Annotated in this window: 32 protein-coding genes, 1 tRNA gene and 2 rRNA genes (1 of these 35 cut by a window edge); 9 read left to right on the forward strand and 26 right to left on the reverse strand. The window is 56.2% G+C overall.

The window, feature by feature from the left end; translation table 11 throughout:
• Positions 1-54: 54 nt before the first annotated feature.
• The gene (locus PVU19_RS17330; protein WP_050663567.1) at positions 55-1,074 is read right to left on the reverse strand and encodes an IS110 family RNA-guided transposase; all 1,020 of its coding nucleotides are present in this window, start codon (positions 1,072-1,074) and stop codon (positions 55-57) included.
• Positions 1,075-1,189: 115 nt separating this feature from the next.
• Between PVU19_RS17330 and PVU19_RS17335 the strand changes: the two genes are divergently transcribed.
• Complete coding sequence (locus tag PVU19_RS17335; RefSeq protein WP_369038178.1) at positions 1,190-1,729, forward strand: DNA-methyltransferase; 540 nt, start codon at positions 1,190-1,192, stop codon at positions 1,727-1,729.
• Positions 1,730-2,208: 479 nt separating this feature from the next.
• Here the strand turns inward: PVU19_RS17335 and PVU19_RS17340 are convergent, their stop codons facing one another.
• The 7 genes from PVU19_RS17340 to PVU19_RS17370 all read right to left on the reverse strand — a co-directional run bounded on the left by PVU19_RS17340 (position 2,209) and on the right by PVU19_RS17370 (position 4,182).
• Positions 2,209-2,742, reverse strand: coding sequence for a DUF3489 domain-containing protein (locus tag PVU19_RS17340; RefSeq protein ID WP_050663566.1), 534 nt, complete (start codon positions 2,740-2,742; stop codon positions 2,209-2,211).
• A gap of 12 nt (positions 2,743-2,754) precedes the next feature.
• On the reverse strand, positions 2,755-2,979 hold the full coding sequence (locus PVU19_RS17345) for a hypothetical protein (protein WP_050663565.1): 225 nt from the start codon (positions 2,977-2,979) through the stop codon (positions 2,755-2,757).
• Complete coding sequence (locus PVU19_RS17350; RefSeq protein WP_050663564.1) at positions 2,969-3,196, reverse strand: hypothetical protein; 228 nt, start codon at positions 3,194-3,196, stop codon at positions 2,969-2,971. The genes PVU19_RS17345 and PVU19_RS17350 overlap by 11 nt, the downstream gene beginning before the upstream one ends.
• Before the next feature lie 129 nt (positions 3,197-3,325).
• Entirely contained in the window at positions 3,326-3,616 is a 291-nt protein-coding gene (locus PVU19_RS17355) for a hypothetical protein (RefSeq protein ID WP_050663563.1), read from the reverse strand.
• A gap of 9 nt (positions 3,617-3,625) precedes the next feature.
• Positions 3,626-3,841 (reverse strand): hypothetical protein, encoded by a 216-nt coding sequence (locus PVU19_RS17360; protein WP_050663562.1) that lies wholly within the window; start codon positions 3,839-3,841, stop codon positions 3,626-3,628.
• A 12-nt stretch (positions 3,842-3,853) separates the two neighbouring features.
• Entirely contained in the window at positions 3,854-4,051 is a 198-nt protein-coding gene (locus PVU19_RS17365) for a DUF6900 domain-containing protein (protein ID WP_050663561.1), read from the reverse strand.
• 2 nt (positions 4,052-4,053) lie between these two features.
• Complete coding sequence (locus PVU19_RS17370) at positions 4,054-4,182, reverse strand: hypothetical protein (RefSeq protein ID WP_268785036.1); 129 nt, start codon at positions 4,180-4,182, stop codon at positions 4,054-4,056.
• Between PVU19_RS17370 and PVU19_RS17375 the strand changes: the two genes are divergently transcribed.
• A complete protein-coding gene (locus PVU19_RS17375) occupies positions 4,169-4,498 on the forward strand; it encodes a transposase (RefSeq protein ID WP_050663570.1) in 330 nt (109 codons plus the stop codon). The two genes, PVU19_RS17370 and PVU19_RS17375, sit on opposite strands and share 14 nt — an antisense overlap.
• 83 nt (positions 4,499-4,581) lie before the next feature.
• Here PVU19_RS17375 and PVU19_RS17380 read toward each other — a convergent pair whose 3' ends face one another.
• The 6 genes from PVU19_RS17380 to PVU19_RS17405 form a co-directional block, all read right to left on the reverse strand.
• A complete protein-coding gene (locus tag PVU19_RS17380) occupies positions 4,582-4,896 on the reverse strand; it encodes a BolA/IbaG family iron-sulfur metabolism protein (RefSeq protein ID WP_050663560.1) in 315 nt (104 codons plus the stop codon).
• A gap of 70 nt (positions 4,897-4,966) precedes the next feature.
• On the reverse strand, positions 4,967-5,971 hold the full coding sequence (moaA, locus tag PVU19_RS17385; RefSeq protein ID WP_050663559.1) for a GTP 3',8-cyclase MoaA: 1,005 nt from the start codon (positions 5,969-5,971) through the stop codon (positions 4,967-4,969).
• Positions 5,972-6,081: 110 nt separating this feature from the next.
• On the reverse strand, positions 6,082-6,942 hold the full coding sequence (locus tag PVU19_RS17390) for a sigma-70 family RNA polymerase sigma factor (protein WP_050663558.1): 861 nt from the start codon (positions 6,940-6,942) through the stop codon (positions 6,082-6,084).
• 176 nt (positions 6,943-7,118) lie between these two features.
• The gene (locus PVU19_RS17395; RefSeq protein WP_050663557.1) at positions 7,119-8,378 is read right to left on the reverse strand and encodes an iron-sulfur cluster biogenesis protein NfuA; all 1,260 of its coding nucleotides are present in this window, start codon (positions 8,376-8,378) and stop codon (positions 7,119-7,121) included.
• On the reverse strand, positions 8,371-9,561 hold the full coding sequence (locus PVU19_RS17400; protein ID WP_050663556.1) for a P-loop NTPase: 1,191 nt from the start codon (positions 9,559-9,561) through the stop codon (positions 8,371-8,373). Before PVU19_RS17400 ends, PVU19_RS17395 begins: the two co-directional genes overlap by 8 nt.
• 5 nt (positions 9,562-9,566) lie before the next feature.
• Complete coding sequence (locus PVU19_RS17405) at positions 9,567-10,175, reverse strand: MarR family winged helix-turn-helix transcriptional regulator (RefSeq protein WP_050663555.1); 609 nt, start codon at positions 10,173-10,175, stop codon at positions 9,567-9,569.
• A 344-nt stretch (positions 10,176-10,519) separates the two neighbouring features.
• On the opposite strand from PVU19_RS17405, the gene PVU19_RS17410 reads away from it, so the two are divergent.
• Entirely contained in the window at positions 10,520-11,740 is a 1,221-nt protein-coding gene (locus PVU19_RS17410) for a YeiH family protein (protein ID WP_321164592.1), read from the forward strand.
• Between the two features lie 346 nt (positions 11,741-12,086).
• Here the strand turns inward: PVU19_RS17410 and PVU19_RS17415 are convergent, their stop codons facing one another.
• Both PVU19_RS17415 and lipA read right to left on the reverse strand, forming a co-directional pair.
• Positions 12,087-14,051: an aconitate hydratase gene (locus PVU19_RS17415; RefSeq protein ID WP_050663554.1), complete on the reverse strand. Its 1,965-nt coding sequence runs from the start codon at positions 14,049-14,051 to the stop codon at positions 12,087-12,089.
• 408 nt (positions 14,052-14,459) lie between these two features.
• Positions 14,460-15,440: a lipoyl synthase gene (gene lipA, locus PVU19_RS17420; RefSeq protein ID WP_050663553.1), complete on the reverse strand. Its 981-nt coding sequence runs from the start codon at positions 15,438-15,440 to the stop codon at positions 14,460-14,462.
• Positions 15,441-15,948: 508 nt separating this feature from the next.
• On the opposite strand from lipA, the gene grxD reads away from it, so the two are divergent.
• The 6 genes from grxD to PVU19_RS17450 all read left to right on the forward strand — a co-directional run bounded on the left by grxD (position 15,949) and on the right by PVU19_RS17450 (position 19,528).
• A complete protein-coding gene (gene grxD, locus PVU19_RS17425) occupies positions 15,949-16,302 on the forward strand; it encodes a Grx4 family monothiol glutaredoxin (protein WP_050663552.1) in 354 nt (117 codons plus the stop codon).
• Positions 16,296-16,640: a hypothetical protein gene (locus PVU19_RS17430; protein WP_152911667.1), complete on the forward strand. Its 345-nt coding sequence runs from the start codon at positions 16,296-16,298 to the stop codon at positions 16,638-16,640. Before grxD ends, PVU19_RS17430 begins: the two co-directional genes overlap by 7 nt.
• Before the next feature lies 1 nt (position 16,641).
• Entirely contained in the window at positions 16,642-17,436 is a 795-nt protein-coding gene (locus PVU19_RS17435; protein ID WP_050663551.1) for a succinate dehydrogenase iron-sulfur subunit, read from the forward strand.
• Positions 17,437-17,453: 17 nt separating this feature from the next.
• Positions 17,454-17,744 (forward strand): hypothetical protein, encoded by a 291-nt coding sequence (locus PVU19_RS17440; RefSeq protein ID WP_089278665.1) that lies wholly within the window; start codon positions 17,454-17,456, stop codon positions 17,742-17,744.
• A 115-nt stretch (positions 17,745-17,859) separates the two neighbouring features.
• Complete coding sequence (gene fdxA, locus PVU19_RS17445) at positions 17,860-18,189, forward strand: ferredoxin FdxA (RefSeq protein WP_050663550.1); 330 nt, start codon at positions 17,860-17,862, stop codon at positions 18,187-18,189.
• 358 nt (positions 18,190-18,547) lie between these two features.
• Complete coding sequence (locus PVU19_RS17450) at positions 18,548-19,528, forward strand: IS630 family transposase (protein WP_235575864.1); 981 nt, start codon at positions 18,548-18,550, stop codon at positions 19,526-19,528.
• A 406-nt stretch (positions 19,529-19,934) separates the two neighbouring features.
• On the opposite strand, the gene PVU19_RS17455 is transcribed toward PVU19_RS17450, so the two are convergent.
• The 10 genes from PVU19_RS17455 to PVU19_RS17500 form a co-directional block, all read right to left on the reverse strand.
• The gene (locus tag PVU19_RS17455; RefSeq protein ID WP_235575863.1) at positions 19,935-20,201 is read right to left on the reverse strand and encodes a zinc-finger domain-containing protein; all 267 of its coding nucleotides are present in this window, start codon (positions 20,199-20,201) and stop codon (positions 19,935-19,937) included.
• Positions 20,173-20,385, reverse strand: a complete 213-nt coding sequence (locus PVU19_RS17460) for a hypothetical protein (protein WP_050663548.1) — start codon at positions 20,383-20,385, stop codon at positions 20,173-20,175. The genes PVU19_RS17455 and PVU19_RS17460 overlap by 29 nt, the downstream gene beginning before the upstream one ends.
• Positions 20,382-20,933, reverse strand: a complete 552-nt coding sequence (locus PVU19_RS17465) for a NifU family protein (RefSeq protein WP_050663547.1) — start codon at positions 20,931-20,933, stop codon at positions 20,382-20,384. The genes PVU19_RS17460 and PVU19_RS17465 overlap by 4 nt, the downstream gene beginning before the upstream one ends.
• A 482-nt stretch (positions 20,934-21,415) precedes the next feature.
• The gene (locus PVU19_RS17470; protein WP_050663546.1) at positions 21,416-21,865 is read right to left on the reverse strand and encodes a secondary thiamine-phosphate synthase enzyme YjbQ; all 450 of its coding nucleotides are present in this window, start codon (positions 21,863-21,865) and stop codon (positions 21,416-21,418) included.
• 11 nt (positions 21,866-21,876) lie between these two features.
• Positions 21,877-22,206 (reverse strand): rhodanese-like domain-containing protein, encoded by a 330-nt coding sequence (locus PVU19_RS17475; RefSeq protein ID WP_050663545.1) that lies wholly within the window; start codon positions 22,204-22,206, stop codon positions 21,877-21,879.
• A 14-nt stretch (positions 22,207-22,220) separates the two neighbouring features.
• On the reverse strand, positions 22,221-22,562 hold the full coding sequence (locus tag PVU19_RS17480) for a hypothetical protein (protein ID WP_152911665.1): 342 nt from the start codon (positions 22,560-22,562) through the stop codon (positions 22,221-22,223).
• Positions 22,559-23,155 (reverse strand): MarR family winged helix-turn-helix transcriptional regulator, encoded by a 597-nt coding sequence (locus PVU19_RS17485; RefSeq protein ID WP_050663544.1) that lies wholly within the window; start codon positions 23,153-23,155, stop codon positions 22,559-22,561. Before PVU19_RS17485 ends, PVU19_RS17480 begins: the two co-directional genes overlap by 4 nt.
• An 879-nt stretch (positions 23,156-24,034) precedes the next feature.
• A tRNA-Met gene (locus PVU19_RS17490) sits at positions 24,035-24,111 on the reverse strand.
• 138 nt (positions 24,112-24,249) lie between these two features.
• Positions 24,250-24,364 (reverse strand): 5S ribosomal RNA (gene rrf / locus PVU19_RS17495).
• 235 nt (positions 24,365-24,599) lie between these two features.
• Positions 24,600-26,132: ribosomal RNA gene (locus PVU19_RS17500) — 23S ribosomal RNA — on the reverse strand; it runs 1,363 nt beyond the window's last position.

Raw genomic sequence — 26,132 nt, forward strand, 5'->3', positions numbered from 1 at the left:
AGACTTATGCACCATCATCTCGCAGGTCTTGCTAACTCGTTGTTCCTTTGTCTCTCAAACTGTGTGGGGTGTGTATGGTTCGTTGCGGGTCAGGACCGCCCAGACAATCCTTGCCGTTTTGTTTGCCATCGCGACAGTTGCGACGCGCGCTGGTTTTCGTTCCAGCAACGATGTCAGCCATTTGCTGGCGCGCTCCGGGTGGGATTTGGTCTGTCGGACAAGTGATGTCATGCCGACAACGAGCAAGCATCGTAAGTATTGATCACCCATTTTCGTAATGCGCCCCAGTTTCTCTTTCCCGCCGCTGGACTTGTTTGCAGGCGTCAGACCCAGCCATGCTGCAAACTCACGGCCATTGCGGAACTGATGGCCGTCACCAATGCTGGCGATGATTGCCGAGGCTGTCACAACACCAACGCCTGGAATAGTACGCAATAAACGGACACGCGCATCTTCCTTGGCGACCAGCTTGAGCCGTTCTTCATACCACCGGATTCGGGCATGAAGTGCCACGAGGTGCTCACACAGGTTATGGATCACCTCATTGGCAATCTCGGGCAGATCTAGCACTTCGCCTACTAAAATATCCTCTGCAAATCCGATGACCCGCGCGAGGCCCTTCGCGATGTAAACGCCGAACTCAGCGACCATACCACGCAAGCCATTGATCAACTGGGTGCGTTGTCGGACAAGCAGAGCCCGTGCGCGATGGAGCGACAGCAGAGCTTGTTGCTCAACGGTTTTTATCGCAACAAATCTCATCGTCGGACGCGTCACCGCTTCACAAATGGCCTCGGCATCGATGGCGTCGGACTTCCCGCGTTTGACGTATGGTTTGACATACTTCGGTGGGATCAGGCGGACAATATGGCCCAACGCTGTGAACTCCCGAGCCCAATGATGCGCATTGCTACAGGCCTCCATACCAATGAGACAGGGTTCAAGCTTCGTGAAGAACGGTAATAGTTGTGCGCGTCTCAACGGCCGGTTGAAGACGACCTCTTCGTCTCTAGCGATCCCGTGAACTTGAAAAATGTTCTTGGCCAGATCAACGCCTATTGTTGTAACTTGCATGGGGTGGCTCCTCTCATATGCAGATATCGACACCTGCATTATAGCGCATTGCGACGCTGGTTGGAGCAGGAGCCATCCACCCCATCAACCCTATTGGGAAGGATGGGTGGAATGGATGCGCAGTTCTGGCTGGCGACGCTTTGGCTGGTATGTCTGGGATCAGGGCCCGGGCCTGCCGGGCGACTGGCAGGGCCGCCTCGCCCCGTCACACGAGTTCATTTTCCACTTCAACCGCAGCCCACGCAAACCGCACAAGACCGTCCCGTCCAAACACGCGGGCGAAACCCTCGGCAGCGGTGGCCTGCGCGGGGCCGACGGCACCGTCCACGCCAAAACCGGCAGCGGCAACGCGATCCAGAGCCATCGGATCCCGGACAGCGTCTTCCGGATCATGCGCCACAAAGGCGGGCTCGGGGCGGCCGGATCGCACCCGGCAGTATTCCCGGTGGCACTGGTGGATGCGGTGCTGACCGCGTTCTGCGATCCCGGCGATCTGATCTATGAGCCGTTTTGCGGCTCCGGTACCCAATTGGTAGCCGCTGAACGCGCTGGGCGGAGCTGCTTTGCGATGGAACTGGACCCGGTCTATTGCGACGTTGCCGTGCGGCGATGGGAGATGGTGACAGGGAGGGTGGCAACGGTGGTCCCAAATTGACGCGCCTGCAGAAGACCGCCGATGTCTGCTGTGCGGACCAAGCGGCCTTTACCTCGCGCAGCCTTGAGTAACAAAACCGGGCAAACAAACGGAAGATCGGGCGTTGCGGCCTCTGGCTCTGTTAGGCGTTGATCGAGAAGTATCGAAATATCCCATACACGTAGAGAGCCGAGAAGATTACATTGATGTGTTTCAGCTGTGGCTCTGTCCGGAGCCAGCCGCAGAAAACCCATATCAAGCAAAATGGTAAGCCAAGCATCATAGCCGCCAATTGCCAATTCTGAACGATGGAAACCGTGCTGCACAGGCCCAGAAATAGGGCTGCCCACTTAAGCGGCTGCTCATATGCAGCCAACTTCAAAAGTGTCATATTTAAAACTTTCGGATAAGCAGCGCCGTTGACCCGGCGTTCTGTTATATCGTCTTATAGCAAATGAATGACATCACGACAACACAGACACATTGGGCTCATCGTGACATTAGCCGATCCGATACACCGATCCCCTGCCGCCGACCTTCGTCGCGGTGATCGCCAATCCCAGTTTCTTCTTCAGCACCCCGGAGATCACGCCCCTCGCGGTGTGACTCATCCAGCCGGTCGCTGCGACGATTTCGGCGATGGTGGCGCCCTCAGCGGTCTGCAGCATCGCGATCAGCATCGCCTGCTTGGTCCCAGCGCGCTGGGTCGGCAGCTTCGGTGGCGTTGCCTTTGCGGCATGTTCGCGGATGGCGGGCAAAGTCTTGTCCACTGTGGGCTCAACCCCGATGGCCAAGAAGCCTGCAGCCGTCACCACCAGCGTGGTGCCGTGACCATCGCCGGTCTCGCGCCAGAGCGGCTCGCCCCGGCGCAGGTTGGCATCGACTTCCTGCAGCCAACCGCGCTCGATCATTCTGGTGACGGCCATCTTTGCGGCCGCGCCATGCAGCCCCTTGGGCAGCGGCAGGGCGATGTTGTCCGGGCGCTGGGCTCCGGCGCTGAGGATGATGGTCTGAGTTTCGGTCAGTTTCGTCATGGCGGGTTCCTCTTACTGGTCGTGGGTGGCAAGGAAGGCGACGATGCGCGACATCAGGTCATTGTGGCCATCGGCATCCGTGCCGATGATCACGTCGCCATCATCGTCGCGCTCCAGATCAGCAATCTCGCGCAGCAGGGCGATGGCGTCGTCGCAGGCGGCGAGTCGTTCGGCCTCCCAAACTGCGGTGATCGCATCCTGTTCGATCTGGTGGCGCTGGGCGGGATCAATCGGCATGTTCGCCCTCCTTGAAGGCGCTGTTGGTGATCTCGCGCATGAGGCTGGCGTAGTGATTCAGGGTGCCAACGTCACCCCAGTTGACCTCGTCCGGGTGGGTGTTGAAGTGGTCGTCGCTGAGGGCCGTCAAGCGCGCCAGCATTGCGTCGATCTGGAACTTGGTGGTCATGAATGCGTCGAGGGCTTTGGAATTGTCAGTGGCGCGGCGGATGGTCATGGCTTGGTCTCCGGGGGTGAGTTGCATCGTTTTGGTGTAATCAGCATCGCTCTGGCGGCGCGGTTAGTGTAGGCAATAACAAGCAATATCATTGCTTTATGATTACACTCCGCGCTGCCCCGGCGTTGGTCAATCAGCATCCGGCTGCGGCACGACCGTCACCCATTGGCAGCCGATCCACATATAAAGGTGCGCAAATTCCGGCGTCGGGCGCGGCAGCATGTGCGGATCGCGCGGCGGGTTGAAGCAATCCAGTGCCTCGGCCGTGACCTGCCGGATCTCGCGCGCGGCAAGGATGTCCTCGGGTTTCCACCGCGCCAGCGCGGGCAGCATATGGGCGGGATAGCCGTCAAAGTGGACGTAGACGTGCGTCCATTCCTCGGGGCCGGTCTGGATGGCGATCTGCGCGCGGGTGCTCATCTGCCCGCCTCAGATCAACTGCAGCTCGACCAGCACGGCGCTGGCAGCGGCCAGTTGCGCGGTCGGCAGGTCGATCTTGATGTGGGAGAAGAGGTCCGAGCAGTCGGCGCGGACGCCCGCTTCCTTCAGCGCGTCCTCGATACCGGCGGCGACGCTGTTCAGGCGCGAACGGTCCAGATGGTCGGGCAGCGTGGCGATGTCGATGCGGATGGTGGTGGTGGTCATGATCTTGTCCTTTCAGGGTTGGGTTGCGGCACGGCGGCCAGCTTCAAAGGCCTCTTCCAGCGCATCGCGGATCGCCCAGACGGCCACATCGTGGAAGTCGAGCCGGTCGCGGTTGCGGGTCTCCAGCGTTTCAATGAAGAACCGGCGCTGGGCGATATCGAGGATCAAGGCTTCGCGGGCGGCCTCGGGGGTGGATTTGCGTTTGGCCATGATCACTCCTCCCAGCGGTGCTCAGGGTGGGTAGTGCGCGCGCAGGCTTCCTCGCGCATCATCTCGTGGGCGCGTGCCATCTCGACCATCCCGTCGGCCTGGCTCATCCGCCCCGACATGACTTCATCCATCACCCAGTTCACCCGCTCCTGCGCGGGGCTGGTGCGCGAGGGTGATGTGGTTATCCTTGACAACCTGCCGAGCCACAAAAGCCCCGCTGCCTCCGAAGCCCTGCGTGACATCGGCGCGTGGTTCCTATTCCTGCCACCCTACAGCCCCGATCTGAATCCTATCGAAATGGCCTTCTCGAAGCTCAAGGAGCTGATCAGAAAGGCTGCGGCCCAAACCTACGATCAGCTTTGGCACGCGGTCGGCCACGTATGCGACCTGTTCAGCGCGGAGGAATGCTACAACTTCTTCAAGGCCGCAGGATACAGAGCCGATTAAACGCGACACGCTCTAGTGGAGCGGACGAGATTCCATAACGAGACAATGAACTGATGGCCGCAGCAGCACATGACGCGTTTTGATCACCGCCGTGCGCCGCCACCCAGGCAAGGGGGCGATGCGGGTGCTTCTTTTGAGATGGACCGTTCCTCTTTGGTCATCGTGTGCAATGCCAGCGAATGAATATGAGCGGAGAGGGTTTTTGCAAGGATGCCGTTGAGCAGCCGGTGGCGTGCCACCAGCTTCTTGCCTACAAAGGCAGAGCTCACGATCACCACCTTGAAATGTGATTCCGCCCCCTCCGGCACATTGTGCTTATGGCTTTCATTGATGACTTCCAGATGTTCAATCGGCAATGCGAGACCGAGTTTGTCGATAATGTCTTGCCGTATTGTCATGCTTCCTCCGAATAAGTGTTTTGTTACAGCGTGCCCTCATACGTCGATCCGTGCAACAACGCCCCTGAGCTCAGCCGCCAGTATGGCTCATGTGGCGGATGACCTGACCGTCGACCTTCTGTCGTGAATAGTCGAAGTCATGCCCTTTTGGCTTGCGGAGGATCGCGTCGCGGATCGCCTGCTGCAACATGGCATCATCAGCATGCTCGCGCATCGGTTTGCGCAGGTCGGCCATGTCATCCTGCCCAAGGCACATGTACAATTCTCCGGTGCAGGTCAGGCGCACGCGGTTGCAGCTTTCACAGAAATTATGCGTTAGCGGCGTAATAAGGCCAATTTTTTGACCGGTCTCGTTGATCCGAACATAGCGGGCCGGGCCGCCTGTCTGCTCTGACAGGTCAGTCGTGGTAAAGCGCGTTTCCAACTGGGCGCGCAGGTCCTTCAGCGACCAGTACTGGCCGATGCGATCCTCGTTCCCGAGATCGCCCATCGGCATCACTTCAATGAACGTCAGATCCATGCCTTCTTCGGCGCACCAATGGGCCAGCGTGAACAGCTCGTCTTCGTTGAAATCCTTCAGCGCCACGGTATTGATCTTGACCCGTAGGCCCGCCTTTTGCGCGGCGCGGATGCCCGCTAGCACTTGTGGCAGGCGGCCCCAGCGTGTGATCTTGGCGAATTTCTTCTCGTCCAGCGTATCCAGCGAAACATTAATCCGCTTCACGCCACAAGCCGCCAGATCGCCCGCGAATTTCTCCAGCTGCGATCCGTTTGTTGTGACGGTCAGCTCCTTCAATGCGCCGCTTTCAAGATGCCGCGTCATACCCTTGAAAAAGGTCATGACATCGCGACGCACCAAAGGCTCGCCCCCCGTTATCCGCAGTTTTTCCACGCCAAGGCCGACAAAGGTAGTGCACATACGGTCCAGCTCTTCCAGCGTCAGCAGTTCCTTCTTGGGCAGGAACGTCATGTTCTCCGACATACAATAGACGCAGCGGAAATCGCATCTGTCAGTGACAGAGACGCGCAGGTAAGAAATCGTGCGGCGAAACGGGTCGATCAATCTTGGTTCCATAGTCATTATCCCATGATAGTCATGCGGCCGTTTTCTGAACAACTTTGCATTCAGTGGTGCTCTTTTTGGCCTTGTAATTGCGCTTTGCGACAGAACTTGGCTGCCTGCCTTTAGACGAAGTACTCCATCTCTAGATCTCGTTGCCCCATGGTGGTTCTCAGCCTCTCAAAGCCGCGTTCGCGCAACTGCCGCACGCGTTCCCTAGAGATTCCGAAGTGAATTCCGAGCACTTCCAACGTGGCCGGTGGGTCTTGGAGCTGCGTCGCGACTATGATCTCGCGCTCACGGTCGGGCAGAGCGCCAATCATCTCGACAAGAAGAGCGCGCAGCGTCTTGATATCGTGGCGGTTCATAGTGTCGGCATCTTCCATGCTGACTGGATCGACGAGCCGCGCTATCCGGTCGTCTCCGTCATCTCCGAGTGATGGTACATTCAGCGAGAAGTCCAAACCGGAAACCTGCTCACGCAGATCGTTCAGCCTTCGGGGGCTGACGCCAAGCGCCCTGGCAACGCGCGTATCCGCGTCGGCCTTACTGATAGAGGGATCGTTTGAGACGGCCTCATCAATCCGCGAGAGGTTGGCGATGGATTTTCGGAGATCGGCCGAATTCGGGCGCCGTACAATCGATCTGTTTGCCAGCTTGTAGTCCTGAATTTCAGCACGGACCCACCAGACGGCATAGGTTGAAAAACGGTAACCTCGGTCAAGATCAAAGCGGTCTGCCGCCTTCATCAGTCCAATATTTGCCTGCTGCAAAAGATCGGCTTCAGCCGTCTGCGACCCTGCCAATGCCCGTTTTGCCATTGCGCCGGCCATCGGGCTGAAGGCTGTGATTACCTTTTCGCGTGCGCGCTGGTCACCACGTTGTTGCCACGCCCGCAAAAGATGCAACTCTTCGCCGGCGCTGAGCATGTTAGGAGTGCGCTTGCGGCGCGGCTGTGTCCCCCAGTTTGATATTGGCTTGTTCATTGCATCGCTCAATTTAGTAACGAAACAAAACTAACTGACTTCAGGTCTTCTTGTCAAATTGATTTCGTTTCGATACTAAATATTTTGAACAGCGGGGTGCCGTAAGGGGCAGAATGACGCAGCAAAAAAATTCCAACCTTACAGAAATCCACCCCACGAACAATCTGCTCAAGCGACTACTCTGAAGCTGTTTTCTGAATTTTTTCGAGCGTGGATGAGACTTCACCTAGAAGTCGTTCATGGAAAGCACGGTCAGTTTCGCCATCCATGGGTCCACGTTCCAACGCCTGCGCCAGTTCAAAAAAGCCCTTGCCGGGGAGTTTATCCCCGCTGCGGCTGACGGCCCGCGCTGCGATGAAAGGTGTCACTAACGCTGCATCCACGCGCATTGTGGCCTCGAGTGCGGAGGTCACTTTGGCGATCGAACCCGGCGCCCAATATCCAAGCCCGCGCGCAAGTTTTCCATAGGTAATTGGCACTTTGTCTTCGGGCAGGTTCTGGAGATATCGTCGAACTTGGTCAGCCAGCGTTTCCCCGACGGTGGCTTGAATTGGCCTTGCACGCGGCGGTGGAGCTTCGCGGCTGGTGCCGTCAGCAAACACTTCTGCCGCCCAGGCTCTGACCGGCGTTCGCACTGTGATGCGTGTCTTTCCCGCGTGATCTTCAGTCCCGGTTTCGGAGCTGCTGACGATGTCACCGTTGCGCATCCCTGCGCGCAAGGTGTCTGGCGTCAGCCCAAGTTTCGGTGCGAGATATTCGGGATCTATGATGATCTGTCCGTCTTCCCATCCGACCGTCCCGGGGGGCAGGGACCGGTTCAGGGTCGGAGTATTGCCCGGCGTGCCGGTGTAGAAAGGGTTGGTCCCGGCGTCGTGGTCTGTCAGGTCGATGATTTCACGAATTGCGGGAAGGGCGGCGCGCAGCATGGTCTCGATACCCTGTCGCAACGTGGCGGAGGACGCAGCACATCCTTGGCAGCCCCCTGACATGCGCAGATAGACATCACTGTTCTCGACCCGCTCTACCGCGACGCTGCCCCCATGACTGGCGATCGCTGGGTTGGCCTCGCGGTCAAGCAGATCGCTGACGGCCCGCAGAAGCCGCGCATCTTCGTCTAAAGGCGCGTCAAAGCCTTGGCCCAGAGGCAAGGCTTCATTATCCAACACGTCCCGGATCGCCGCTGCAATCGGGGCCTTCATCGCTGTCCAATCCCCCTCAGGGATGCGGGTGATATGTATGGACGCGCCAGAAACCTCGATATGTTGCACTCCGGGAATGGCGAATAGCGCACGCGCCAGCGGGGCATCTGCGCCTGCATCCTCGTAACGCACCGATGCGTCCCCTTGCATGGGCACCTCAAGGATAAAGCGCAGGGTTTGCGGGTCTTTGGGCGTGGCCTGTACCCGAATGCGGCGGCGCGTCGGAGCATCAGACATCTTCGACCTCGGCGCTTTGCATGTCTCGAAGGGCTTTGAATGTGTAGATGCCTGAACTGTGCCCGTCACTGAACGCCATCCCAAGCGCGTAATTCCCAAGGCTCCAAATGCGCGTTGGCGTGATAGTCTGCGGCACGCGGGATGGATCAAGTATTGGCGCACCGCTCATCTCGTCGCGGCAGGCGGCACAGCGACAGTTCAGCCGTAGATCGCGCGATCCTATCAATTGCGCGTGCCCATCCTGCCAGCGGATCATTAACCCGATCTCGTCATGATCGAGCGCTGTGACCACGTCAGCCGCGCCGCCGCTCATGGGTGCTGCATCAGCCGGCTTGCCGGTGCCGTCCGAGAGCTGCCAGTCGAAGGGCAACGCAAGACCGCCATGGGCGGCCCCCCTGCCAACAAGCGCCTCAGCGATCCTGACATAGGCCTGTGCAGCAAGACTGTCCGGGTGTGCGCTGACGAGCGGTATGCCCGCATCGCCCGCATCCACGATTTCCGGTTCGATCGGAATGGCCCCGAGGAAAGGCACGCCCAGTTCGCTCGCAATAGCCTCGCCGCCGCCCTTGCTGAAGATATGCGTGACCTCACCGCAGGACGCGCAGGCAAAGCCGCTCATGTTCTCGACGATCCCAAGGATCGGGACGTTCACCTGTTGCATCATCCGCAGGCCGCGCCGCGCGATCTTCAGGCTTACATCCTGCGGCGTGCTAACCACAACCGCGCCGGTCAACGGAAAGGCCTGTGCAAGTGTCAGTTGGATATCGCCGGTCCCCGGAGGCAGATCCAGAAGCAACACATCCAACTCACCCCATTCGACCTGAGCGACAAACATCTGTAGATATTTGGTGACCATCGGACCGCGCAGGATGGCGGGGCTGTCATCGTCCGACAACATCGCCATCGACATCACCTTGATGCCAAAGGCCTCGGCCGGGATTACTTTCTGGTCTGGTGACATGGCGGGTTTCTGGTTGCCCGCAATACCCAGCATTCCCGGAATAGAAGGCCCGTAGATATCGGCATCGACGACGCCGACGCGCAGCCCCATGCGGGCCATTGCGACGGCGATGTTGGCTGTTACGGTTGATTTCCCGACACCGCCCTTGCCACTGCTGATCGCGATTAGCTTGCGTTCACCTTGCCCGCCGCCTTGCCCAACCTGTGCGTCTTGTTGTGTCATTGCTCTCAACCTTTGCCTATTTCATTCGATGGGCCCGGCAGGAGTGACAGAATACCGCCACTGCCGAAATTAACGCATAGCTTGCCAAAGTCGTCGGGGGCCAGTTCTGCGGCGATACAGGCGCAATAGCCCCCAGCGTCCGACGGTGCGTAGTGCGTACAGGCCTCGCATGTGCCGAACGCCTGCGCACCTCTCAGCCCCGCAAGGGTTTCGGACAGGTGCGACAGAGTTGCCAAGAATGCTGCCCGCTCTTTCGGTTTGATAACGTCTATCACAGACATTAAATCTGCCAGCGGGTCCGCCTTGAGGGTTTCATGGCCCTGCTCGGTGATCTCGAGGCGAACGCTCCTGCCATCACTATCAGAACGAAACCGCGCAAGAAGCCCTTTCTCTTCGAGGGTTTTGATCGTCTGGGAGGCCGTTCCCCGCGTGGTAACCTGAAAACTAGCGAACGCGGATGGCGTGCGCGAAACGCGGTTGGCGCGCGCAAAAAACCGCAGGCAAGTCCATTGCGCCGCAGTCAGGGGGGACGCCAAGTCCTCACCGCGCGAAGAGCGCCCTATATGGATAAGGAGTTCGGCGATTTCGTCAGAGCAGCTTGATGTGTATGTCATGGCATTTTGATAGCGAAATCGAACTACTTACGCAATGCAAGGTCACTATTTCTTTCGATGGGTTCTGGCCCTAGTTCCCGGATATGAGAAACTCGGTAAAATTTTGCGGCATTGAAAGCGTTTGTCTGCACAGGAGGATCCCTGACAGACGAGTACGGGCAGATGCTCGCCGTCCTTGTCGTTGCTGAATGGAGCCATTTGACCTGGGCTGAGCGCTACAAAAATTACAATCCGAATTTGCCCTTCTGGTATTCAGAATGGATTGACCTGCATACTGCGGCAGATTTTGAATCTGTTTGTATTCTACCTGCGCGATCAACTGGATGCTATCTAGGACGATTTGAATGATGCCCAACAAACAGCCGCAACGGCAATGTTCCAGAAAGCGGTACGATGTGAGCGCGCGTTCTTTGACGCAGCACATACGTCGTGATGATATTGCCATGTGTTTTCCGACGCATTACATTTTGCTCACAGAGACCTTGGCAAATGCCAATTTAACCATCTGCATACAGGCCAATCACTCATATAATTCCAAGGTTGCATATATGAATTTCTCCGGCTGGAACGCCCGCATCCAGACGCTTCTGCCTGGTGTGCTTGTGGCGGTTATGATCGCGCTGGCGAGCAAGTTCATCTCAGAACACTATGGCGCACCGTCGATGTTGCTGGCCCTTCTGTTCGGGATCAGCCTGAACTTTCTGTCCCGTGATGCGCGTTGTGGGCCGGGTATCGCGTTGAGTGCTCGGGCGCTTTTGCTAATGGGCGTGGCGCTTTTGGGGCTTCGGATCAACTTTGATATGGTCGGGGCTATTGGTTGGCCCATCGTGGCGATGGTTGTGCTGATGGTGCCTGCAACAATTGGCTTTGGCCTTGCGACCTCGCGTTTATACGGGTTCCGCTATCGCTTTGCCTTCTTGTCGGCAGGGGCTGTTGCAATTTGTGGAGCGTCAGCCGCGCTCGCGATTGCTGCGATCTTGCCAAAGGACGATAAGTCTGACGACAGGCTGGTGTTCACGGTCGTTGGCGTCACCATTCTGTCGACCATCGCCATGATCGTCTATCCGATCCTAAGCCAGGCCCTTGGCTTTGACGATGTAACGGCGGGCATTTACCTTGGCGCAACGATCCATGATGTGGCCCAGGTGGTCGGTGCGGGGTTTTCAATCTCTGAGGAGGCGGGCGAAACCGCTACCCTTGTAAAGCTTCTGCGCGTCGCGATGCTGGCTCCGGTGGTTATCATGGCGTCGGTCTTTCTGCGCAGCGTTTCGACCCCAGATCCCTCCGGCACACGGCCACCCATTGTCCCGGGTTTCGTATTGGCATTCATTCTGCTGGCGACGCTGAATTCCGCGGCGACCTTGCCTGCCACACTGCTTGCGATTGCGGTCGACGGATCAGGCTGGTTGCTGCTGACCGCAATCGCGGCGGTCGGCCTCAAGACACGCCCCGCCGAGATCCTGAAGGTTGGAAAACCGGCGGCAGCCCTGCTAGTTGCCGAAACGCTTTTTCTGGCGGCGATGGTCGCACTTGCGCTGACGCAATTGCCCATTATCCCCACTTGATCCCTGCAACAACGCCTCGCATGTCTGCCTTTTGTCAAAAGTTGAAAGCGACCATCTTTTATTGTGCTCAGCCTGACGGAACGCCCGCCGCAATGGCCCTCAGCATGGCCGCGTCGTGCCTCGCATTCGGTAGTCTCAAATCATCATTCTCCTGGCCCGGCCCAGCCACGACGGGTATCATGGACAGAAGCGGCTGAGGCGGGCGCAATTACAATGTAACAGATACGGTTAGCCGGTTTGGCACCGCAAAACATCTTGGCCCTGTACCCCGTGCAGACCACAGCACATTTTTATGCCAGTCGATGGCGGCGTGCGCGCCATCAGATCACATCAAGACCAGGTCATTTCAAGTCCCCGCTGCTAGTGATTTTCGTCGCCAATTGATAAAGCCGCCTGCCACAATCACCGCAAGCTGCTTCTCGGTGAGGCCGTGTCTTGTAGAAATGGAGTCCTTGCCCTGGATATCAAGGATGACATCGCCGCCATTTGCCAGCGTTTGATGCAAATCCCGCGCGATGAGGACATCACCTGTTTCAAGGCGTTCATAGTCCTTCGGCTCGGCAAATACGAGCGGCAGAACACCGTAATTGACCAGATTCTGCCGATGGATGCGCGCAAAACCTTTGGCCAGTACAAGCCTCAAACCGAGGTTGCGTGGTGCGACGGCCGCATGTTCGCGCGAAGAGCCCTGGCCGTAATTGTCACCAGCGATCACCGAATGACCGGTTGTGCTACGCAAGGCGCGCGCGTGCTCGACATAGCTCGTGTCGATACGCTCGAACGAGAAATCATCGATCTTCTGAATGTTCGAACGGAAAGGCAGCACCTTTGCGCCCGGTGGCATGATCTCGTCAGTCGAGATGTCATCGCCCATCTTGAGGATTACCGGCAGCTCTAACGTGTCAGGCAACGGGTCGAACACGGGAAGCGATTTGATGTTCGGACCCTTGACCACCACGACAGAACGCGACTCGTGCGGGTTGGGTGGTGCATCAATCATCGTCTTTGTCACGACCGTCTTCTCTGGATATCTAAGTTGCGGGCAAGGCATATCGAGAGAGCGGGGATCGGTTATTTTGCCCGTAAGTACAGACGCAGCGGCGGTCTCGGGAGAGCAGAGGAACACCGAATCTTCCCTGGTCCCCGATCGACCCGGAAAGTTGCGCGGCACTGTTCGCAGTGAATTCTGTCCGGTCGCGGGGGCCTGCCCCATACCGATACACCCGTTGCAGCCAGCCTGATGTATCCGTGCCCCGGCGGCCACCATGGCACCAAGCCGACCGTCCGCGATCAGAGTTTCGAGAGTTTGGCGAGAGGACGGGTTGATGTCGAAGGAAACCGTCGGCGGGACCACCTTTCCTCGCACGATATCGGATACCACTGCAAAGTCACGCCAGCCCGGATTGGCCGACGATCCGATATAGACCTGATATATATCTTCTCCCTCGACCTCACTGACAGGCACGACGTTACCTGGGCTCGATGGCTTGGCAATCAGGGGCACGAGAGTTGAGAGGTCGATCTCGTCATGATGACCGTAGGCGCAGCCGTCGTCGGCGGTGAGCTCAGCCCAATCCTCGCCTCTTCCCTCGCTCTCGAGAAAGCGCTTGACCTCTTCATCAGACGGAAAAACTGTCGTTGTCGCGCCCAATTCCGCGCCCATATTGGCGATGACATGACGATCCATTGCGGTTAGGTCAGCCAGGCCGGGACCGTAGTATTCGATGATCTTGCCGATACCGCCCGACACCCCGTGCCGACGCAGCATCTCGAGGATCACGTCCTTGGCGCTGACCCAGTCGGGAAGCTTGCCCACGAGTTTGACGCCGAAAGTCTCAGGCATGGCCGTCTCAAAAGTTTCGCCCGACATGGCAAGCGCCACATCGAGGCCGCCCGCTCCGATCGCCAGCATACCAAGCGCGCCGGCCGCTGGCGTGTGGCTGTCAGAGCCCAGGAGAGACGCACCGGGCCTCCCGAAGCGCTGCATATGCACCATATGGCTAATGCCGTTGCCCGGCCGCGAGTACCAGACGCCAAGGCGCCGGCAGATGCTTTCGAGGAACAAGTGATCGTCCGGATTCAGATTGTCGATTTGCAGCAGGTTGTGATCGACATACTGGACGCTGACTTCGGTCTTTACACGGTCGAGCCCGATTGCCTCCAGTGACAGCATGGCAAGGGTTCCTGTGGCGTCCTGGGTCAGCGTCTGGTCGATCCTGAGTTCAATTGGGTCACCTGGCGTCATCTCGCCAGCGACCAGATGCGATTGGATCAGTTTTTGTGCGACGTTGAATTTCTTGGCATTCTCCATGTCTGCTACTCACCTCCCGGTTATTTCGGCGGTGTCAGCAACAGGATGCATCCTCCCCCAGATTTTCTGCGATAACGCTTTTCCAAGATCAGTGTTCACACAATTGACTCTGTTGCGGAACACTTAACTTAACCAATCAAAATCCTGCTATTTCTGCAGCTTAATGGGAACCAAGCGTAGTTGTAAAATATTCTTCCCACGCCTTGGTGGCGAATTCGAAGCGTGGGACCGTGATGATGGCATGATGGCACCCGCTCGATAACCTTCTTGGCAGCAGCCGCGTTGATGCATTTTGTCATATCCATATCGTAATGAGTGAATGGTGACGGCAAGTGCCAAACATGCGGCCTCGCACAGCCTGCGGGCGACACAATGCTTTGCACCATTCGGATAGCACCGACGAGCGGGTCACCATTGAGCCGAGGGTTCAAGAGACCCGTCTCGCTTGGCCAGTTGTGCATCACTCCGGGCCTTAAAAAGAAGGGCCTGACGCGCAGCCCGCAAGCGGGAGAAATCTTTGCCAGCATGGTAAGAGGAACGCGTCAGAGGCGAGGCCGAGACCGTGAGGAAGCCCTTAGCATACACCATAGACTGAAAGCGCTTGAACTCATCCGGTGTGACAAAACGATCGACGACATGATGCTTGGGCGTTGGCTGTAGATACTGCCCAATGGTCAGGAAATCGACATCGGCAGCACGCAGGTCATCCATGACTTGGAGCACTTCTTCGCCGCTCTCTCCCAAGCCGACCATGATGCCCGATTTGGTGAACATAGCAGGATCCAATTGCTTGACGCGGTCGAGCAAGCGCAGGGAATTGAAATAACGTGCCCCCGGCCGAACCTCGGCGTAGAGCCTTGGCACAGTCTCCAGGTTGTGATTGAAGACATCCGGTTTGGCTGCAACGACGGTGCCTTCCGCACCATCTTTGCGCAAGAAGTCCGGGGTAAGAACCTCGGTCGTCGTGTCCGGCGTTGTCTCCCGGATGGCTCGAATAACCGCCGCAAAATGCTCCGCACCACCATCGGCCAGATCGTCCCGATCGACCGATGTAGTCACGACATGCGCAAGCCCGAGACGCGCCACGGCTCTGGCGACATTGGTCGGTTCAAAGGGGTCAAGATGGTCCGGCTTCCCGGTCGCAACATTACAAAATGTGCACGCCCGAGTGCAGACCTCGCCCATGATCATCATGGTGGCGTGCTTCTTGGACCAGCATTCCCCAATGTTGGGACAGGCGGCTTCCTCGCACACCGTCTTGAGATTGTGTTCGCGAACGATCTTGCGGGTTTCGTGGTAGGTGTCCGAAGTAGGTGCCTTGACCCGGATCCAAGGGGGCTTGGGCTGAGTTGGATTGTCCGGTTTGTGAGCCTTTTCCGGATGACGCAGGCGGCCATCAGTTTCTAGTGTCCTTGGAAACCCCTCAACCCTTTCTCCGCCTGCGTAGCAGCAGTATGCAACCCGCTTTCTTTGGCCAACCTTCCATCACGCCGCTTCCTTCGCTGTAACGTTTTGTCTTTTTCTATCCGGTAACACTGAAATTACACCGAAAGGGTTAGCGAGAGAGAGAAACTGTCGCGCCGCTATCTGGCCCGAGGTAATCCACACTAGGCGGTTGACCAGTTCGGTGGCTTCGCGCCCCTAAGCGTCTATTTTTTCAATGAAAATTGATATCGTTTCCATACTACGTTGACAAGCACTTAGTTTCGAATCTATATTAATGTAGTTTCATTTCGATACCATATCTCAGCAGAGAAGGAAGTGGAGACAAGATGCAAAAATTGCCGCAACGCTAGTATGGGTTTCGAGACCCCGGATTGCCACCGTCCAAGCAAGCAACATCCCCGGCAATCGCGCCCATGCCATCACCACTTAAAGCAATAAAAAGGAGGATATCATGGGGCGGAATACAGCGCTCGAAACCATCAAGTCGCAAATCAACGAAAATGAGATTGTGCTTTATATGAAGGGGACGAGGGAAGCGCCACAATGTGGTTTTTCGTCTGCGGTGACAAAGTTGCTGAGCAAACTCAAACTACCTTTCAAAGATGTCGATGTGCTTGAAAACAAGGAAATCCGTGAAGGAACCAAGGAATTTACCGACTGGCCCACGATCCCGCAATTGTATATGAAAGGAGAGTTTGTCGGCGGTCACGACATCGTTCGCGAGGCTCACAAAAGCGGCGAATTGGAACAGTTTCTGAAGGACAAGGGCCTGCTGTCACGATACCAAGGAAAAAGAACGTGCTGATGGCCGCCGTTACTTCAACGAACAGTAAACGCACTGCATATGACCGGGACGCTGAATGGCCGCTCTTGGCTGCACGGCACTTGTCAAAACCTGCCGAGCCGTTGGTGAAGATCGCGGAACAGGTCGTTTACGTCTGCTTTCCTGTTATTATTCCGGGAGAAGACGGCCGCGTCATTCCCTTCGGCAGATATCATCTTGCAACGCGCCGCCAAAGCAGACCCCAAAGCGGACGGCCTCATCAGTCAATGCTTGTGAATGAAGACAACGGGGCGCACATTAGTCTATCTGCTCAGCAGTTAAACGCCATCGCTCAAGACCCAGATGTGGAGTTTTACTAGGATGGTCCAGCTTCGCCTGCCAGCCAATTCACGGATGACCACTGGCCACATTTGGCCGAAACCGGTCGACGCCGTGAGAACGAAGTCTTTCAAGGTATACCGCTGGAACCCGGACGACGAAGAGAACCCCCGCATAGACTCCTATGAAGTGGATCTCGACACCTGCGGCCCGATGGTTTTGGACGCTCTCATCAAGATCAAGAACGAGATCGACCCAACGCTGACTTTCCGGCGGTCCTGCCGGGAGGGCATTTGCGGCTCCTGTGCGATGAACATCGACGGCATCAACACGCTGGCGTGCATACAATCAATCAGTGACATCAGGAGTGACGTGAAAGTTTATCCGTTGCCGCATATGGAAGTCGTCAAGGACCTGGTGCCGGATCTGACACACGCTTACGCGCAATATGCGTCAATCGAGCCCTGGCTTAAGACCGATACGCCGACGCCCGACCGGGAGCGCATACAGAGCCCAGCAGACCGCGATAAGCTAGAGGGTTTGGACAACTGCATTCTCTGCTTCTGCTGCACCGCTTCTTGCCCCAGCTACTGGTGGAACGGTGATAAAGACGGCACTGAGGAATTTCTGGGGCCAGCAGTGCTTCTGCAATCTTATCGCTGGATATCCGACAGCCGCGATGAGGCGATGGACGAACGGCTGGATGATCTTGAAGACCCGTTCAAGCTCTATCGCTGCCACACGATTATGAATTGTGTCGCTACCTGTCCCAAGGGCCTTAATCCGGCAAAAGCAATCGCTGAAATCAAGAAGCTTATGGTCAAGCGCAAGATGTAAAACCCAATGCAACCGCTATGAAACTTCAGCGCGTCGCTTTGCTGATTGCACACGTCTTACTTCTCCGTGAACGGTCAAAGCCTCATTTCGGAGCCGACTCGCGCCAATTTTCGGAAGGTGCACCGCGTCTAGCACTTATGATAGCGACCATCGCCCCCGGAAGCGAGAAAATGCTCATGGATCTTGTAACGATCAGGGCAAAGGCGCGCATCCCGTTGGTTGCCAAAACAATCTGGACTACGGCGCTCGGTCTGACGATCTTGTTCCTGCTCGTCTGCAATCGCCGAAAGCCATTAACGACATCATGAAGTTGAAAGCGAAACGCCCGAAGTCAATGTCGAAAGGACCCTCTCAGATGATAAGCCCAAAAATGCCTCAGCGCGCTTTGGCAAGAGCGCTTCCGCCACAAATGAACGACCTCAGATGACCTATGTGGTAACGGAATCCTGCATCAAGTGCAAATATACGGACTGTGTTGAGGTCTGCCCCGTCGATTGCTTTTACGAAGGCGAAAACATGCTCGTCATTCATCCGGACGAATGCATCGATTGCGGCGTCTGCGAACCGGAATGTCCCGCAGATGCAATCCTAGCGGACACCGATCAAGGTGCCGAGGCTTGGCTTGAACTCAACCGCAACTTTTCCGCTAATTGGCCGAACATCATCCAGCAAGGCGAGGCTCCGGCAGATGCTGCCGATTATGACGGCGTAGAGAACAAGTTCGACAAGTATTTCAGCCCGAAGCCCAAATGAGGTGGTCCCGGACAATTGGACAGTGATCGCCGCTTCTCTCCCGGTCCTAGTTACGATACCGCATTTGCGTCGAGCAGAAAATCAATGAAAGGACAAGATTATCGATGAATTTGACAAGACGCGCAGGAACCCGTTGGCCGGCTCGGCGGCCTTCCTGGCCGGAGTGTCCGCACCCGGGATTCTGACAGCCGGGCCCATCTCGACCGGCGTGCGGCACTGAGCTACAGCACAATGATTTTTCGCTATTCGAGTAATCTGCCACTCGTCTTTCGCAACCTTACGATGATCAGCCTGATTTCGCGTCGTACCGCGATCCACCAAAGCCAAGCGGGCACATTTTTCAGACGCTTTGCGAAATATGATGCCGGTTGTTTTTCAGTTTCGGGCAGCTTTGAGTAACCAATATATGAAGTATACTCCGAGTCCTGCGGAAGCCGAATTTGATGTCTTGACGGCTGTGTTTGGAACGATTCATCATATGCCTATGATCCGTCCTGGCTTTCTTTCCTCATCAGACCGCATTGAGCTTGAGGCGTGCGTGCGCCGTCAGCGCGAAGACCACGGTATTGCCCGTCGGGCAAATGCGATCCTGCTGCTCGACGATGGGGAAAGCTGCGCTCGGATTGCTAAATTTCTTTACCTGGACGACGACACCATCCGTGGCTGGTATAAGAGCTACCGGCAAGATGGCTGGGATGCGCTTGCCTATGACGGCTGGAAGGGCGGTCAGTCCCGTATGTCGCAGGCACAGGAGGCTGGGTTGTGCGCTTGGCTGGAAGAACGCTTCTGTCGCTCTACGGTCGAGATCAGGGCCCATATCTGTGCTGAATTTGGTCTGGACTACTCAAATTCTGGCTGCATCAAACTTCTGGCCCGACTGGGTTTTGAATACCGCAAGCCCAAGCCCCTGCCACGCGTGGCATCAGCGCAAATGCAGGCCGCTTTCATCGCATCCTACGAACGCCTGATGCGCGAGTTACCAGCAGATGAAGCCGCCTACTTCGCGGACGCGGTGCATCCGGAATACCAGACCAAGCCCGCATTTGGCTGGGTGAAGGTTGGATCAAATCCAGCGGTTCTCAGCGCGGCGGGGCGTGGTCGCATGAACATTCATGGGGCTGTGAACCTCGAAACCTTCGATGCACCCTTTGTCGAACCCACGACCGTCGATGGGGTCAGTGCCGCGCAGCTTCTGACCAAGATCGAAGCGCGCAACCCCGGCAAGCGCGTCATTCATGTCATCTGGGACAACGCCGCCTACCACAAAGGGCCCGATGTCAGGGCTTTTCTTGCAAGGACAGCCTGCCGTATCCATCTGATCCAACTGCCGCCCTATTGACCACATCTCAATCCAATTGAACGTCTTTGGGCGGTCTTGCATCAATACGTCACCCATAATCGCTACTACCCAAGTCAGAAGCAGTTCGCCAACGCCATCCTTGCATTCATGCGTGAGACCATCCCGCAGGAATGGCAGAAATTCCGCGACAAAGTGTCAGACAACTTCCGCGTCATAACCCACGAGAACTTTCGGGTTTTGGAGTAGAAGCGGTATAGCGCTACAAATCGAAATTAGCCAAAAACGCGCTCTAATTGTCACATCCCACCCTCTTGACTAAGGGCTGATCCGGGAGTCCATTGCTAAGTGTAAACTTGGACGGCAGATCGTGTTGGTAGAAGATTTACGCACCAAATGCACGAAATTGGCCGTTGGGCCTGCGCAGATTGCGGGAAAGTTGATGTTTCTATCCATTGATATTGTCTGAAAATACGCAGCCCGGCGGATCGGCCTCACGCGGTTTGAGCTGGGGATCATAGCTAAACAAGGTCGCACAATAGGGACAGAGTATCGTGTCCGCCGCACCCATATTGAGATAGATATGCGGGTGATCCTGGGGCGCTGAAACGCCTGCGCATTTGAACTCTTTCACGCCAATTCGGATTTCGGGGACGCCCAGATCGTTCTTGAACTTTGCATAACTGTCACGCGTCATTGCGTCCGGCCAACTCATTCTCGATAATCCCTATTTCTGTAAGCTGATGCTCCAACGAACGATCTGTCAGCATACCACTGTCAACAAGCTTCTGAAGCTCGGCAAGCTTCATTTTAAGTTCAGCCGCAGTGAACACTGCCCAAGCATTCCAGTCTTTCGTCGCTGCGCCCATTTCGCCTTTGATGTACTGTTTTGACGTCATACCGCTCGCACTTCGATCACTTCCGGGATGTAATGCCGCAACATATTCTCGATGCCCCCTTTCAACGTTGCCGTCGAACTCGGGCAGCCCGAGCAGGCACCTTGCAGTTGCAGGTAGACGACGCCCCGCTCGAAACCGTGAAACAGGATGTCGCCGCCATCTTGGGCGACAGCCGGGCGGACGCGCGTGTCCAGAAGCTCTTTGATCTGGGTTACCAGTTCGTCCTCATCATCCGATTCGGCATGGCTTGACGTACTTGCATCTGAGTTCAGCAGGGGTTGCCCGGACGTAAAATGGCCCATAATCGTGCCCAAGATCGCGGGCTTGATCGTCGTCCAGTCGATGTCATGGGTTTTGGTGACGGTAATAAAGTCACCGCCAAAGAACACGCCATCGACGCCGTTCACTTCGAAAAGTTGGCGGGCCAAAGGTGAGCGGGCGGCCTCTTCCCGCGTCGGGAAGCTTGCTGTTCCCTTGTCCATTACCTCGACGCCGGGAATGTACTTGAGCGTTGCTGGATTGGGCGTTTGTTCGGTTTGTATGAACATGTTTCAACTCTCTTGTTTTGTTGGTTGCTCAGGCTGGAAACGGGGGAATCGCGGGATGGCCATGCAGCAAGCCGCCCGTAACACTCATATGTCGTGAAATTGCCGGTGTTTTTGTATGACGGTCGATAACAAAGTCATGGCCTTTCGGTTTGCGGGTGATCGGCTCACACGCTGACGCCAGCGGCGCAAAGATTGTTGGCGTAGCGTGCAAGTTGCGAGCCGTTGGTAGCAGAGTGAGTTCGTCGAGCGCACCGCTCTCCAGAAACCGCCCAAGACGCTGGGACGGCCACAGGACGTTCTTGCAAACGAGAGGTTCGCCACCGTTGAGAGGCAGCTTGCGCATCCTCCCGGCGGATGACGGCGGTACACAGCCGATCGAGTTCTTCGCTCCGTAAATCGAACGGATATCAGGCACCAATTGGGTTGTATCGAAAGGAGTCATCGTTTTGCCTACTTGTTTGCGGTTCTTAGGGGTTGCGCCATCATTGGCCTTCAATATGGAGAACGATTTCGCGGGCTCGCGGTGTCTGTCGATGCTCGAACAGGAAGATACCCTGGTAACGGCCCAAAAGCAGGTCGCCATCGCAGACCGGGATGGCAAGGTGCGTCTGCATCAGCGCGCCTTTGATGTGGGCCGGCATGTCGTCAGCGCCTTCAGCGATGTGCCGGTAAAGCGTAGTGTCTTCCGGTGCCTGCGCTGCGAAGAAATCTTCCAAATCGCGCAGCACGTCCAGGTCATAGTTTTCCTGAATGAGAAGTGAGGCGGAGGTATGGCGCAGATAGAGAGTCAACAGTCCGGTCGTCACTTTCTGTGACTCGATCCAGGTCAGGATATCTCCTGTGATTTCGCAGAGACCTTGACGCGGTGCAGTCACAGTGTGGCGGCCTTGCGTTAACGTTTTGACGTAAAGCGGAGCGGCTGAAATATCCATTTTTGTCCTCCTTAATAGCGTGGCATGTCCGGCTCGATCAGCCGGGACCAGGCATCAATCCCGCCAGCCAGGTTCCAGGCATTTTCAAAGCCATTGTTGCGCAGGAATTCCGTCACCATGGCGCTGCGCACGCCGTGATGACACTGCACAATAACTGGAGAAGCACGGGACAAGACCTCCATGTGTTGAGGAATACTCTGCATGGGAATCCACTGGCTGCCCTCGATGGCGCAGGTCTTCACCTCAATTTGTTCGCGGATGTCGAGCACGGTGTGGACAATCTCATCGGCACGCATCCCAGCCAGAGCGTGAACATCAATATCGTAAACTTGCATTTTCATATGGTCGGTACCGTCTATTCAGGAGAGCTGGCGATGCTCTCAATTTCTTGGGACGTGGCCGCTCCGACAATGAAGGAACGCATCCTCCTGCGCTGTGAAGTTCGCCGTTCAAATTTCCGCAACCAATCGACGAGGCTACAATCTGAAATGAGTCGGAATCTGGGTTGCTTTGGTTTGAATGAACACACCTCAACTCTCGTTCTGCGATCAGTCTCTGCGACATCGGCAACAGGGCTGTTTCCCATATCTTCTTTCAAGGATTCGACGGAAAGGCTCAGTTTTGGTGCCCGCGCCTCGGCGTTGATCACGGCATCACGATCAACAATACTTGCAACTTCCGTGAAGGGATGGGTCATCGCAAGCCGACCCCAGCTTTGGGCGCAGGCTTTTCCGGAGTGAAATCGATGCAGAGCCTGCCCAGATCTTCTTCCATGAGCAGTTCCTGCTGGAACGTGCATAGATGTATGGGCCGACCTTCCTCACAGCCGCCACCGTCAGCGAAATGCGCACAGCTTTCGCAAACGCCAAAATGCGGCTTGCCCGTCGCAAGGGCGACGCGCCCCAACATGCGCTGTAGAATACTGGAAAAGCCTCCCCGGACGCCTGGAGGTAAAGCCTCCACCGCCTCGACCAGAACTTCGATTGGATCGTTGACCACTAAGGCTCGGGCCTTATTCGTCAAGCCCAATCGCACACTGCGCCCGTCGGCCTTGGATCGGGCCTGATGCAAATAACCCTGTGTCACCATGCTCTTGATAGCCTGGGAGGCCGAGCCGCGGGTTATGCCGTGAAAGGCAGCAAACGCAGATGGAGTCTGCGAAAAACGATTTGCGTGGGCGAAATATCTCAGAATAGCCCACTGGCCCGGCGTCAACCCCTCCACGAGGCCATCACCTGACACAATTCGCCCAAGGTGCATCAGTTGTTCGGTGATAGTGCGGCTGTCCATTTGAGACTCTTTCCTCCCTTATACATTCATGGAAATATATAGCGTTTGCCCGCTGTATTGACAAGTATATAGTTTTGAATCCATACTATATTGGCTTTACTTTGATACTAAACCACTACCGACTTGCGTCGGTAGGATTAGCGATGTGATTTTGCAGGTACTGAAGTACGACGTCTTCGGTGATGGTGGCACGGCCCGCTGTTCCGATGGCGATCCAGCAATATAGTCGCGTCCCGGGCGAATGATTGATTTCCGCTTGGTAAGTCGAGCTGTTATTCGCTGTGTCATAGGAACCGGTCATCGTTCTCAATCCGACCACTCGCCGCACATCCGTTTAATAACTGTTTTCATTCACAGTGCGCTACCAACGGTGGCGCAACGCAGTTCCTGACCTGGCCCCCGAAGATTCCCTCAAATCACTAAGATCCTCAAAAACAGCCTCAACAAAAGCTGCCTTATGCGATCGCGTCCCAGCGAAGGTCACCAGACAAGGACGGAATTATGCCCCCTATTCAACCAATATAGACAGCACGAAAGCACTTCCAAAAGGGCCTTCACGGATGGCAACCGCTCCAACGCTGCGTCCAAGTGTGCGCGCCAATGCGACGCAATCTTGCGGGCATCGCCGACAGACCGGTAAAGCACCCCAAGTTGGCCCTAAACGGCATACTTGGACTTTTCGCAGAATGTTCAGCAAACATAACTTCACTCTGAAGAGCACCCCGAAACGCGACGCTGCTGCTGATCGTGCCCAAACGCAAAAAGCCCCATTTTTCAGGGGGGACTCGTCAAACGTTGACAAGGCGTTGACAAGAATTGCACAAGCAAAAGCCCGACTGATTAGGTCAGGCTTTAAGCACTTGATATTGTTTAGTAATTTGGTTGCGGGAGTTGGATTTGAACCAACGACCTTCAGGTTATGAGCCTGACGAGCTACCGGACTGCTCCATCCCGCGACGCTTTGTTTTGGGCGTTTGGCCCGTATCGGCATTTCCCGTTTTGGGGTTTGGCCGTTTTGGTGTTGCCCCATCGGGAGAGTGTTGGGGCTTGGTGTCATCGTTGAGAGATACGTTTTGTGTTTCGGATTTTACCAGGTTTGGCGGCGACCTACTCTCCCACGTCTTGAGACGCAGTACCATTGGCGCGACGGCACTTAACGGCCGGGTTCGGGATGGGACCGGGTGTTTTGCTCGTGCTATGACCACCAAACCGGGAAAAATCCGAGACACATACTGTTTGACCTATCGCCTTTTGGCTACTTGAGGACGTTTTTTATGTCCTACCACCTCTCGGCTACTTGAGGACTTTGTTTGTCCTGGCGCCCGGAGGGCTACGAGGACGGGTGTCACCAGCCGCCTGTCCTTCGGCTGGAGTATTCCAAGTCATGTACATTGTGTATTTGTGTATGCTTTTGATTGTGTTTCCAGTCTTGTTGTTACTGGATCAAATCAAGCCTATCGGGCCATTAGTACCGGTCAACTGAACGCATTGCTGCGCTTACATCTCCGGCCTATCGACGTGGTGGTCTACCACGGCCCTCAGGGATACCTTGTTTTGAGGGGGGCTTCCCGCTTAGATGCCTTCAGCGGTTATCCTGTCCGAACATAGCTACCCTGCACTGCGGCTGGCGCCACAACAGGTCCACCAGTGGTTCGTTCACCCCGGTCCTCTCGTACTAGGGGCAACTCCTCTCAAGTATCCTACACCCACGGCAGATAGGGACCGAACTGTCTCACGACGTTCTAAACCCAGCTCACGTACCTCTTTAAACGGCGAACAGCCGTACCCTTGGGACCTGCTCCAGCCCCAGGATGAGATGAGCCGACATCGAGGTGCCAAACACTGCCGTCGATATGGACTCTTGGGCAGTATCAGCCTGTTATCCCCGGCGTACCTTTTATCCGTTGAGCGATGGCCCTTCCACTCGGGACCACCGGATCACTATGGCCGTCTTTCGACTCTGCTCGACTTGTCAGTCTCGCAGTCAGGCTGGCTTCTGCCATTGCACTCAACGAGCGATTTCCGACCGCTCTGAGCCAACCTTCGCGCGCCTCCGTTACGCTTTAGGAGGCGACCGCCCCAGTCAAACTACCCGCCACGCAGGGTCCCGGACCCGGATAACGGGCCGCGGTTAGACATCAAGAGTGCGAAGGGTGGTATCTCAAGGGAGGCTCCACCGCGACTGGCGTCACGGGTTCAAAGCCTACCACCTATCCTGCACATCACAATCCTGATGCCAGTGCGAAGCTGTAGTAAAGGTGCACGGGGTCTTTCCGTCTAACCGCGGGAAGCCTGCATCTTGACAGGCAATTCAATTTCGCTGAGTCGATGTTGGAGACAGCGGGGAAGTCGTTACGCCATTCGTGCAGGTCGGAACTTACCCGACAAGGAATTTCGCTACCTTAGGACCGTTATAGTTACGGCCGCCGTTTACCTGGGCTTCAATTCAAGGCTCTCACCTCTCCTTTTAACCTTCAGGCACCGGGCAGGCGTCAGACCCTATACGTCGTCTTGCGACTTCGCAGAGCCCTGTGTTTTTAGTAAACAGTCGCCACCCCCTGGTTTGTGCCCCCAGCCCCTAGTTGCCTAGGAACCGGGCCTCCTTCTCGCGAACTTACGGAGGTATTTTGCCGAGTTCCTTCAACATCGTTCTCTCAAGCGCCTTGGTATTCTCTACCAGTCCACCTGTGTCGGTTTAGGGTACGATCTCATGATGGAGCTATTTCCAGGAACTGCTCAGCGGCCCATCCAATCCGATAAGGATGAACAACCTCTGCAATCCGTCACTTCCATCTGGCCCAGGAATATTAACCTGGTTCCCATCGACTACGCCTTTCGGCCTCGCCTTAGGGGTCGGCTTACCCTGCTCAGATTAGCTTTAAGCAGGAACCCTTGGACTTTCGGCGAGAGTGTCTCTCACACTCTTTGTCGCTACTCATGTCATCATTCTCACTAGTGATCTCTCCACCGGATGGCT

This window comes from Roseovarius tolerans, assembly GCF_028885395.1.
Taxonomy (GTDB): Bacteria; Pseudomonadota; Alphaproteobacteria; order Rhodobacterales; family Rhodobacteraceae; genus Roseovarius; species Roseovarius tolerans.